The sequence below is a fragment of the Fulvivirga sediminis genome (genome assembly GCF_016757215.1).
Lineage (GTDB): Bacteria > Bacteroidota > Bacteroidia > Cytophagales > Cyclobacteriaceae > Fulvivirga > Fulvivirga sediminis.
Genome location: NZ_JAESIY010000003.1, coordinates 72,566 through 84,847 on the forward strand (window position 1 = coordinate 72,566; position 12,282 = coordinate 84,847).

8 protein-coding genes are annotated in these 12,282 nt (G+C 38.3%); 6 read left to right on the forward strand and 2 right to left on the reverse strand.

The features are described from left to right. The first annotated feature begins 343 nt into the window (after positions 1-343). From JL102_RS06190 to JL102_RS06215, 6 genes are all read left to right on the forward strand, one after another. Positions 344-3,310, forward strand: a complete 2,967-nt coding sequence (locus JL102_RS06190; RefSeq protein ID WP_202243395.1) for a SusC/RagA family TonB-linked outer membrane protein — start codon at positions 344-346, stop codon at positions 3,308-3,310. 14 nt (positions 3,311-3,324) lie between these two features. After that, positions 3,325-4,905 carry a RagB/SusD family nutrient uptake outer membrane protein gene (locus JL102_RS06195; protein ID WP_237390443.1) on the forward strand — a complete coding sequence of 527 codons (1,581 nt, stop codon included), beginning with the start codon at positions 3,325-3,327 and terminating at the stop codon, positions 4,903-4,905. A 16-nt stretch (positions 4,906-4,921) separates the two neighbouring features. Then, positions 4,922-6,001: a SusE domain-containing protein gene (locus JL102_RS06200; RefSeq protein ID WP_202243397.1), complete on the forward strand. Its 1,080-nt coding sequence runs from the start codon at positions 4,922-4,924 to the stop codon at positions 5,999-6,001. Positions 6,002-6,081: 80 nt separating this feature from the next. Then, complete coding sequence (locus JL102_RS06205; RefSeq protein WP_202243398.1) at positions 6,082-8,883, forward strand: alpha-amylase family glycosyl hydrolase; 2,802 nt, start codon at positions 6,082-6,084, stop codon at positions 8,881-8,883. A gap of 69 nt (positions 8,884-8,952) precedes the next feature. Further along, positions 8,953-10,554, forward strand: a complete 1,602-nt coding sequence (treF, locus tag JL102_RS06210) for an alpha,alpha-trehalase TreF (RefSeq protein WP_202243399.1) — start codon at positions 8,953-8,955, stop codon at positions 10,552-10,554. A gap of 59 nt (positions 10,555-10,613) precedes the next feature. Then, positions 10,614-11,576: a YheT family hydrolase gene (locus tag JL102_RS06215; protein WP_202243400.1), complete on the forward strand. Its 963-nt coding sequence runs from the start codon at positions 10,614-10,616 to the stop codon at positions 11,574-11,576. On the opposite strand, the gene JL102_RS06220 is transcribed toward JL102_RS06215, so the two are convergent. Both JL102_RS06220 and JL102_RS06225 read right to left on the reverse strand, forming a co-directional pair. Further along, a complete protein-coding gene (locus JL102_RS06220) occupies positions 11,573-11,992 on the reverse strand; it encodes a hypothetical protein (RefSeq protein WP_202243401.1) in 420 nt (139 codons plus the stop codon). The two genes, JL102_RS06215 and JL102_RS06220, sit on opposite strands and share 4 nt — an antisense overlap. A gap of 1 nt (position 11,993) precedes the next feature. Beyond that, positions 11,994-12,185: a YwbE family protein gene (locus tag JL102_RS06225; protein WP_202243402.1), complete on the reverse strand. Its 192-nt coding sequence runs from the start codon at positions 12,183-12,185 to the stop codon at positions 11,994-11,996. Between the last annotated feature and the right edge of the window lie 97 nt (positions 12,186-12,282).

Genomic DNA, 12,282 nt, shown 5'->3' on the forward strand with positions numbered 1-12,282 from the left:
GGATTTGAACTGTTAAAATAATACAATTTTATTAATCAGTTAGAAGTAAGTATGTTATAAGAGTATTATGAGAGTAATGCATCAATTGTAAATTGGCGCAAACGTTTGCGAATACGTTTACGTAAATTTTTATGCTTTAGTGGCTTGGAATGAGCTACTAATAGCGTATTTTTTCTAGAAATTAGAAGCGGATAAACTTCTTGTTTACAGAATATGAGTAATGAAAAATCTTGACGTGTAGTATAATGCAAACGTTTGAAGTAACCTTTGTAATATCTGAAAGCGTAAGATCTAGCCGTAGATTTCATATTCTTAGAATTATTATATAACAGATCAAACACTTATGAAACAAAAACTACTATTGTATTTCTTTGCCTTTATAGTCAGTATGTCAGCTTACGCACAGCAGACTATAACAGGAAAAGTAACAGATGATGAGGATGGAGGTGAACTTCCAGGGGTTAATATCTTAGAAAAGGGCACAGCCAATGGTACGGTAACAGATATTAGTGGAAATTTCACATTGAAGGTAAGCGAAAATGCCACCTTAATTCTCTCATATGTTGGCTATGCTACTCAGGAGGTATCTGTAAATGGAAGAACCAACCTGGAAATCAAAATGTCTACGGATGTAACTGAACTTACAGAAGTAGTAGTGGTAGGTTACGGAACGCAGAAGAAAGAAGATGCTACCGGTGCGGTGGCAGCGGTAAGTTCTAAAGATTTTAATAAAGGCGTAATGGCCTCTCCGCAAGACTTAATTAAAGGGCGGATTTCTGGTGTTCAGATTACTAACGCTGGAGGTGCTCCTGGTTCACAATCTACAATAAGAATAAGAGGCGGATCTTCTTTAACAGCTAGTAATGATCCTTTAATTGTAGTGGACGGAGTACCTCTCTCTAATGAGGATATTTCTGGAGTGAGAAATCCCTTGAGTTTAATAAACCCAAATGATATCGCCTCAGTATCTGTATTGAAAGATGCCTCTGCCACCGCTATATATGGAGCCAGAGCATCTAATGGAGTTCTTATTATTACTACAAAGAGAGGTAGAGAAGGTAGAGGTATGAATATTAATTATTCAGGAAATGTATCTCTCTATACTATACCAAAAACCATTGATGTATATTCAGGTGATGAGTATAGAGCTTTGGTACAGTCACGTGTAGAATCTGGTAGAACACCTGCCAGTGCCCTTGACTTGCTTGGAGATGCTAACACTGACTGGCAGGATGAGATTTTTGACACAGCCATAGGTACTGAGCATAATGTATCCGTTACGGGGGCTGCTAAAAATCTGCCATACAGAGCTTCAGTAGGCTATACTAATCAAGATGGTATACTTAAAACTACGAATTTTGAACGTACCACAGTTTCTGTAGGCGTAGATCCCTCTTTACTAGATGATCATCTAAAGGTTAATCTGAACTTAAAAGGAGCGCTGACAAAAAATAGATTTGCTGAAGAAGGTGCCATTGGCTCTGCAATTACTTTTGATCCAAGTCAATCTCCCTATGATCCTACTTCACAGTATGGTGGTTATTTTTACTGGAGATCACCAGAAGACGGAAGTAGAATAGCTTTAGCACCTTCTAACCCATTAGCACTAATTGAGCAAAGAAATGACCAGGCTGATGTAAATAGGTATATATTGAACGGGCAAGTGGAGTACAAATTTCACTTTTTGCCTGAACTAAGCGCCCATGTAAATGTAGCCTTAGATAAATCTGATACTGATGGAGGTGTAACTATACCGGAAACCGCCAGTTTTGATGTAAATCAAACATTAGGAGATGGAAGGAGAAGCTCTTACACAGGAGAAACTAAGAATGAGTTACTAGAATACTATATGAAGTATAAGAAAGAATTACCTTCTATTAGCAGTAATATTGAAGTTTTAGGTGGTTACTCATGGCAACATTTCTATAGAGAGAGCTCTAATTTTGCTAAGGCTTATTTAGATGAAACGGTAAAAGATTCGCTAAGAATAGATAAGTCGGAGAATTTTTTGATTTCTTTCTACGGTCGATTGAACTATACTTTTAAAGATAAGTATCTGTTTACAGCTACAGTAAGGAGAGATGGTTCTTCAAGATTTGCTAAGGACAATCAGTTTGGTACATTTATCTCTGGAGCTTTGGCCTGGAAAATAAAAGAGGAGTCTTTCCTTAAAGATGTAGATGTGCTTTCGGATCTTAAGCTAAGAATAGGCTACGGAGAGACGGGCCAGGAGAATGTCGGGCCTTCTTATCCGGCTATTCCTACCGTAACTATTAGTAACGGTTTAGCGAGATACCAATTTGGTAATACTTTCTATAATACCATTAGGTATAATGGATATGATGCTAATTTGAAATGGGAAGAAACGGTGACCTACAATGCAGGTATTGATTTTGGTTTTCTGGATGGAAGGATAAGTGGTAGCCTGGACTATTACTTTAGAAAAACGAATGATTTACTTAATGAAATTCCTATTCCTATAGGCACCAACTTTACCAATGAGATCCTTACCAATGTGGGCAATCTTGAAAATCAGGGATTCGAGCTAGGTTTAAATGCGGTTGTTATCAACAAAGAACCTTTTCGTTGGGATTTTGGCTTTAACTTGACTCGAAACGTGAATAAAATCACCAAGCTTATCTCAGTAGATGATCCTAATTATATAGGAGATTTCACCGGAGGTATTGGAGGTGCAAAGGGTAATAATATCCAAATACATAGAGAAGGGCAGCCTGCCAGTTCTTTCTTTGTTTATGAGCAGGTATATGATAATCAAGGTAAGCCTATTGAGGGAGCCTATGTAGATCAGAATGAAGATGGAGTGATTAATGATAAAGACAGAATCATTAGGGAAAACCCTGCTCCCAAGGTATATATGGGCTTTTCTTCTAACTTTTCTTACAAAAAATTCACTTTAGGCTTTAATGCCCGAATGAACCTGGGGAACTATGTATATAATAATATAGCTTCTCAGTATGCTACTTATACTAATATCTACAGCACTCAAGGCTTTTTAAACAACGTTTCTCCAGAAGTGACTAGGTCCGGGTTTAATCAACCTCGATACTTTTCCAGCTTTTATATAGAAAATGCCTCTTTCTTTAGAATGGACAATGTGACATTAGGTTATGATGTGGGTAGAGTAGTTTCGGATAAAATAAGAATGAACCTGAACTTCACAGTTCAAAACGTTTTTGTTATCACAGATTACGAAGGTCTCGATCCTGAAATTTCTAATGGTATTGATAATAACATTTACCCAAGGCCCAGAACCTTCCTGTTGGGGGTAAATATTAATTTTCAAAAATGATAACTGAGCTAAAAATGAAAAAGATATATATTACTATAATAGCTATCTGTGCAATGCTGGCAAGCGCCTGTACAGATGATTTGAATGTTTCTCCCATTGATCCGGATGTTCAAACACCAGGTAACGTTTTAACTGACCTTGAAGGTTATAAGCAGCTGCTGGCTAAGTTGTATGGTGGCTTGGCGTTAACAGGTCAAATAGGGCCGGCCAGTCCAGACAGTCAAGGTGACATAGTAGGAATAGATGAAGGGTTTTCTTCTTATCTAAGAGGATACTTTCTGCATCAGGAAATGACTACAGATGAAGCTGTGATAGGTTGGAATGACCAAACCATTAAAGATTTTCATGACCTTGATTATGGTGCTAGTGACCTTTTCGTTAGAGGGATGTATTCAAGGATATTTTATCAAATCACGTTGGCTAATCAGTTTTTAAGAGAAACAGCTGATGTTGGAAATCTGCCTGAAGCTGACCAGCAGCAGATAGTAGCCTTTAGAGCAGAAGCCCGATTTTTAAGAGCACTTAGTTATTGGCATGCCATGGATATGTTTTATGAAGTTCCTTTTGTTACAGAAGAAAATAAAATTGGCGCTTTTTTGCCTGAACAGGCTACAAGTGAAGAGGTTTTCAAATATATAGAATCAGAGCTTTTGGCCATAAATGATGACCTGGCTGACCCAAGGCAAAATGAATATGCCAGGGCAGACAAGGCTGCAGCATGGGCCCTTTTAGCTAAATTGTACTTGAATGCGAACCTTTATATTGGTGAAGGTAGGTATACGGAATGTATAACCTATTGTAACAAAATAATAAATGCAGGCTATTCGCTTGATCCTGATTACTCTCATATGTTTTTGGCTGATAATGAGAATTCACCTGAGTTTATATTTCAGATTGCCTTTGACGGTGCCAATACCCAGTCTTACGGAGGTACAACCTTTATAATACGTGGTGCGGTAGGTGGTTCTATGTCTGCAGCGAATTTTGGAATAGAAGGAGGCTGGAGCGGTATGAGAACTACCAGTGGTTTGGTGAATAAATTTGATGATATCACTGGCAATACTGATTCCAGAGCTATGTTTTATACAAATGGGCAGTCATTAGAAATTAATAAGATATCTGAATTTACTGACGGATATGCCATCACTAAGTTTAAAAATGTAACTAGTACGGGCGCGCAAGGTTCTAATGCTCAATTTACAGATACTGATTTTCCTGTATTTAGATTAGCTGATATTTACCTTACTTATGCTGAGGCGGTATTAAGAGGGGGTACCGGAGGTAGTGCTGCCACGGCTCTGCAATATATGAATGACTTAAGAGAAAGAGCTTATGGTGATGCTTCAGGTAATATTAGTCAAGGTGAACTCAATTTAGATTATATTATAGACGAAAGGGCCAGAGAGTTATATTGGGAATGCCATAGACGTACTGATCTGGTTCGGTTTGGTCTTTTAACCACAGACAATTACTTATGGCCATGGAAAGGTGGTATAAAATCAGGAAAATCGGTAGATGGCAAGTATAACTATTTTCCTTTGCCTTCATCAGATGTGGCAGCTAACCCTAATTTAAAACAGCCTTTTAATTATTAATTGAAAAGATCAAGACATGAAAAAAATCATATATATACTTTCAATAGTTTTTATAGGCATTTTAATGGCCTGTGAGGATGATGCTGAAAAAGTAGTGATCTCCTCAGATCCTGTAAAACCTGTGGTCTTATCGCCAGAGGATGAATCTTTAATATTTACCCGAGAGGATAGTGCTAAGTTTGCTTTTAAATGGTCTAAAGCAGAGTTAGGGTATAACGCAGTTGTAGAATATGGCATACAAGTATCGCTTGATGAAGATTTTGCTAAAAAAGAATTGATTTTATCAACTACAGAGGTTACAGAAGGAGAGGTGCTAGAGACTGCTTTAAATAATACTTTACATAAATTAGGTGCGGAGGATGATGTGCCTGTTAGTGTATATACACGCGTTTTTGCGAGCATAAGTGAATATGCAGATTCGGTTTTTTCTGCTTCCAAGGTTTATACTGTAACACCTTATGCCACAGTTTTTCCTCCTATTTACATGATAGGAGGGGCCTTGAAGGGCTGGGACCTAAACTTAGCGGTAGAAGTGCCTGCTACTAACAATGGTAAAGCATACCATGTAATAGCAGAATTTAAAAATGGAGAAACTTTTAGGTTTTTCACTCAACCAGATTGGGGTGCAGACCAATATAAATGGGCCTATTTTGATGGAGGCACTGTAGCTGGAAATTTCGAAGCAGCAATGGATGATGATGATAATTTTAGATTTATCGGAACCTCCGGTTATTATATAATAAAAGTGAATTTAAATGATAAAACCATTAGCATGGAGGAAGCTGATGAGCCTACCTTGTATGGTATTGGCGAAGCTTTACAAGGATGGGTGTTAGAATCGGCTGTTCAATTAACTTGGGTAAAAGATAGCCTCTTCCAAGTGACTACTACCATGAATGCAGATAAAGCTTTTAGGTTTTTCGATAAGGCAGATTGGAGTACAGGAAAATATAACTACCTCTATTTCGAGGATGGAGAAGTAGATCCCTTGTTAGAAAATGCTGCTGATGGAGATTCCAACCTGTTATTTGTAGGTAGCACAGGTTCATATGAAATGACAGTGGATTTGAAAGCCCGTACCGTGGGAATAAAATAGTCTTTCTTATATGCCAGAGGTTGTGTCAGAAGTCTCTCTTGATACAACCTCTTTTTTAATCACCTCTTACTAATCACCTTATGATTTCTATTACTCATTGTAGAACAAGGATTTGCTATGCCTTTTGCGCAATATTTATTTTCTATAAAGCATCAGCTCAGGTTACTACTTCACCTGCCATTCCAATAGCTAGCCAACCGGTGACGATAACAGTGGATGTTTCAGCTACAGGACTGGAAGGGTATGCAAATGATGTCTGGATCTGGGCCTGGATAGAACAGGGGGCAGCTGATCTGAATGCTCCTACTAATATTAACCCTGCTACGTCCGCTCAAGACGCAGCCAAGATGATTCGCTCTCAATCAGACCCGGATATTTATACCATTACTTTGACCCCAACAGAGTTTTTTGGCGTGTCAGAAGACCAAATAGAAGAAATTGGCCTTCTATTAAAAGGGAGAGATTGGAGTAATGGGCAAACTCCTGATTATTCTTTTACAGTGAGTCAGGCCGGGTTTTCTGTGTCATTTGTTCACCCTAGTCGGTTTCCTATATTTCTAAATCAAGGTCAGACCTTATCCATAGAAGGTGCCGCTTCAGAATTGGCAGAACTGTCTTTATGGTTAAACGGAAGTCAACTGTCCAGCAATAACGGAACCTCTATCAATTATGAACTAACTGCTGGTAGCCCAGGTCAATATCAAATACAGTTGATTGGTAATAATGGAGAAGAAGAAAAGAAGCAGGATTTCTCATTCTTAGTAAGACAATCTACTATTCAGGCAGAGCTCCCTGCTTTTATCATTCCAGGTATTAATTATGATCAAAATGATGCTTCAGTAGCTACTTTGTGCTTACAGGCTCCCAATAAGGAGTCTGTCTATATTATAGGCGATTTTAATGATTGGGAGCCCAATCCTGACTATCAAATGTATCAAGATGGAGATTATTTCTGGCTGCAGGTATCAGGTCTCAATGCAGGACAGGAGTATGCTTTTCAGTATTTAGTTGATGAGACCATCCAAATAGCAGACCCTTATGCTGATAAAATATTAGATCCGCAAAATGACCCTTATATCTCAGAAGAAACCTACCCTGGCCTTAAAGCGTATCCCGAATCCAATTTGGCCAATGGCATTGTAGCAGTGATGGAAACAGGGCAGCTAGCCTATAGCTGGGAGGTGACGGATTTTGAAAAGCCTGCTAATGAAGATTTAGTTATTTATGAATTACTCATACGTGATTTTGATGAAAGACATGACTATCAAGGAATTTTAAATCATTTAGATTATCTAAAAGGTCTTGGAATTAATGCTATTGAACTGATGCCCATAATGGAGATTGATGGTAATTTAAGCTGGGGGTATAATCCTTTCTTTTTCTTCGCGCCAGATAAATACTATGGGTCTAAAAACGAATTGAAACATTTTGTTGACGAGTGTCATAAAAATGGAATAGCGGTTATACTTGATATGGTGCTCAACCATACTCATGAAAAAAATCCACTAGCTGCCTTGTATTGGGATGACCAAAACTATCGCCCGGCAGCAGATAATCCATGGCTTAACCAGGAGGCGACTCATCCATTTAATGTTTTTTACGACTTTAATCACGAATCAGACTATACAAAGGCCTTTGTGGATACGGTGAATCATTATTGGATAAATGAATACAAGATTGATGGCTACCGCTTTGATCTTACTAAAGGATTTACACAGAACTATAATACTGATGTAGACGAATGGAGCAGCTACGATCAATCGAGAATAGATATACTGACCAGAATGACTGATGCTATTTGGGAAAGTGATCCTTCTACCTATGTGATTTTTGAGCATTTGGCTGAAAATAGTGAAGAGACTGTATTAGCGGATTATGGCATTATGCTATGGGGAAATATGAATTATAATTATTCCCAAAATACAATGGGATACGCGGACGGTTCAGGTATCAGCTGGGCATACTATGGAACCAGAAATTGGAAAGACTCTAACTTGATTTCCTATATGGAAAGTCATGACGAGGAAAGAGTGATGTTTAAAAACAAGCAATACGGCAACACTACTGCAGATTATACCACTCGAGAATTATCAGAGGCCATTGATAGAACTGTTGCGGCGGCAGCTTTTTATTACCTTATTCCGGGACCTAAGATGCTGTGGCAGTTTGGTGAACTAGGGTATGATATAAGTATTGATGAGAATGGCAGAACAGGAGAGAAGCCATTACCTTGGTCGGAAGCTCCCAATGGCCTTGACTATGATGTCGATCCTATGAGGATTGAGCTATATGAGGCTTTTTCAGAATTGATTTCTCTTAAAAATGATTATGGTATATTCAGAACTTCTCAGGTTGATTTTATGAATGATAACACGCTCCAAAAAGAACTTTTGCTAACCAATGAGACTGATACGGATGCTCCTGCTTCTGCAGCTGAAATGGATGTATATGTTATGGGTAACTTCGGGTTATCATCCGCAGCTATCCGCGGACATTTTACGCATACTGGCAGCTGGTATGATTACTTTTCCGGCCAGGAGTTGGTAGTAAAAAGTGCTGATCAAAGTGTTAATCTGTCTGCCGGTGAGTTTAGAATTTATACTGACTATAGAATTAGTGAGGAGCCAATTACGTCTTTAAATCCTTTTCATGATAACCGGATAAAAGTGTTTCCTAATCCTGTAACGCAATATCTGGAAGTTCAAAACCAAGCTGTTGACTATGACTATTCCATAGTTGACATTAATGGGAGAGAGGTGCTGAAGGGGCATTCTAATCCCGGTAATTTACGGTTGAGTGTACAAGGTATTCCATCTGGATGGTATTTGCTAAAAATTACAGGCCAATCGAGTACAAAGACCATGAGGTTTATAAAACAATAAACATATAAAAGTCGTCTTTAAAGGCGACTTTTATTTTTGATCTAAGGGTAGTTTCTTTAAATTAAATCAATGAAGCATAACTATCTATATAAAAGTGTCTGTTACCTTCTTCTTTTAAATTTACTGCTAGCTTGTAGTAAGCCAAGGCAGGAATATGAAAGAAATAAGGATTTTGATTTTTATGAATCAGCACTGTTTAAAGATGTGCAGCTGTCTGGTATTTTTAATGACTCTAAAACTTTTGTAGACTGTGTAGCGGATGAGCCACTAGACATATTAGCCTCAAAGTATAAGAAGGCAGTATCTAATGATACATTTGATCTTTCCCAATTTGTTCATCAGCACTTTAAGCAACCCCAAGCAGGGGCTGTAAGCTATCAATCAGATACGGCCAAAAGCATGGATGCTCATATTAATGAATTGTGGCCTATTCTTACACGCCAACCTGATAGCACACAAGAAAACTCATCATTAATACCCCTTCCAAATGCCTACGTAGTCCCCGGAGGGCGGTTCAGAGAAGTATATTACTGGGATAGCTATTTTACTATGGAAGGATTGGTGCGCAGTTCGGAGCATGATTTGGCCAAAGCCATGGTAGACAATTTTTCTTTTTTAATTGATAGCATTGGTTTCATTCCTAATGGAAATAGAGATTATTATTTAGGCAGGTCTCAGCCGCCATTTTATGCTTTAATGGTGGATCTGATAGCTGATAATAATCCAGGATTGTGGAGACATTACTTGCCTTATTTAATCAAAGAATATGATTTCTGGATGAAGGGAGTAGAAAGCATTTCTGATAGTAATAAAGTAACTAAACGAGTGGTGATGCTTGATGATTCAACCACTTTGAATCGCTATTGGGATCATTATACCTCTCCCAGACCCGAATCTTACAAGGAAGATTATGAGCTGATACAGGAGAATAACCTTGATTCGGCTAAAGCTTACCGACATTTGAGGGCTGGGGCAGAGTCTGGATGGGATTATAGCAGCCGGTGGTTGGCAGATGATCGGCAGCTAAGCACTATTCATACCACTGACATTATTCCTGTAGATCTTAATGCTTTGCTCTACCATTTAGAAATGACCATAGCTAAGGCCTATGATCAATCAGGAAGGGAGGAGAATGCCAAAGCTTTCCGCCTTAAGGCAGCAGCCAGAAAGCGAGCTATTAATGCATATTTATGGAATGAGCAGATCGGATTTTACATGGATTTTGATTATATCAAGGGCAAGTCTACCCGAGTGAAATCAATGGCATCAGCTTATCCTTTGTTTTTTAACATAGCCAATACATATCAAGCAGAATCAGTAACAGCTATTTTGCTAAAGGATTTTTTAAAAGCAGGAGGATTTGTTACAACGCTAAACAATACCGGTCAGCAGTGGGATGCCCCCAACGGCTGGGCTCCGTTACAATGGATTGCCGTGAAGGGTTTGATTAACTATGATTTTGATAAAGAAGCCATCGATGCTGCAGAGAAATGGCTCACCAGAAACAGACAGGTGTATAAAGCTACGGGTAAAATGATGGAGAAGTATAATGTGGAGGATACTACCTTGCAGACCGGAGGAGGTGAATATGCCCTTCAGGATGGCTTCGGATGGACTAACGGAGTAGTGCTAGCACTAGAAAGTTTACTTGTAGAGCAAGAAGCAGAGTAATAATAGGAGATTTTGTGATGTTGTTATATAAACGTTTCTTTGTTTTTTAAATTACGATTATGCCACTTGTTGCCTCTGAGTACAAACCTCCATTTTATCTGAAAAATCCTCATTTAGCTACGGTGATACCCAGCACATTTCGTAAGATTAAGGGCGTGCAATATCAACGAGAGAGGATAACTACTTCAGATGATGATTTTCTTGATTTGGATTGGTTGAAAAAAGGCTCGGATCAGTTAATCATAATATCTCATGGCCTAGAGGGAAGTGCTACCAGGCCTTATGTGATGGGCATGGCCAAGTATTTTTTTCAAAATGGATGGGATGCCTTAGGCTGGAACTGTAGAAGTTGTAGTGGCGAAATGAATAAAAAAGCTCGCTTTTACCACCATGGTGCTACTGAAGATTTACAAGAGGTGATTCAATATGCCAGAGAAACTTATGGTTATAGAAAAATAGCCTTGGTAGGCTTTAGTATGGGTGGTAGTTTAACCTTGAAATATGTTGGCGAAATGGCGAATCATATATTTCCCGAAATTAAAGCAGCCGTAGCTTTTTCCGTTCCTGTAGACTTAGCTTCTAGTGTAAATAAATTGGCTGAAAAGAGTAATGATTTTTATAGGAAGAGATTCTTGAAAAAGCTTGAAGAAAAAATAAAGATAAAGTCGGCCAATTTCCCTGAACTTATCAAATATCAGGATTTTGAGGATATAAAATACTTTCCTGATTTTGATAACCTCTATACTGCTCCGCTTCACGGGTTTAAAGATGCCGCTGATTTCTATCATCAAGCTAGTGCATCAGAATATATGTATAAAAGTAAGGTACCTATTTTAATAGTTAATGCAAAAAACGACCCCTTCTTGGGAGATGGTTGCTTCCCTTATGCTGATTGCGAAAAGGCTGAGCAGGTATATCTTGAAACACCGCAGTATGGCGGGCATGTGGGCTTTTCACTGGCAGGGTCTGAGTTTAATTACATGGAAAAAAGAACCCTGAAGTTTGTGAATGAAATGAGCTAAGAGTTGAGGTCAGTAATAGCTAGTTGAATGTCTTTCATTTTTTGCTCTCGTTCAAAATCAAAAATTCTTTCTTCTGCCGTTACATGATTAAATAGAATTAGTGATTTCGTGTATAGGTTCATAGCTTTTTGGTCTTGGCCTATTATCCTTTTAATTTCGGCTGCCTCATAGGCTACTTCTGCCAAAATATTGTATTCTACAAGCTTTAGATCCGATGTTTCCATCAGTTTGTTGATGAGTCCTTCATTATCTAAATGCTCTACATCTTCTAACCTAAGGCCAGATTCACCCACTATGTGTTCGTCTAAAACACGAAGCGCATCATGGTGCTTACCTTCGCTTTTTAATCCCAGTACTTTAGCTATTAGTAGATGTAGCTTCTGGATTTCTTTTAATATGTAGTCTTTTCTAATCATTTTAGAGAAGTTTTTTTACTCGGCCTACGCTTCCATCCTCTAACCTTACTTTGATGCCATGAGGATGATGACTTGACTTTGTAAGTAAATCTTTTACTACTCCTTCAGTGAGGTGCCCCGTTCTTTGGTCTTCTTTTAGCACTATGGCTACCTCTATGCCAGGCTTTATATTCTTGCGTTCTGTTCCATCCATAATCAAATGTATAAAATAAACCTCGTTGAAAAGATATGAAATGGAATTAGTTTATTCAATTAGCTAAAATATACTGTCAATATTCTTATCATTAAAG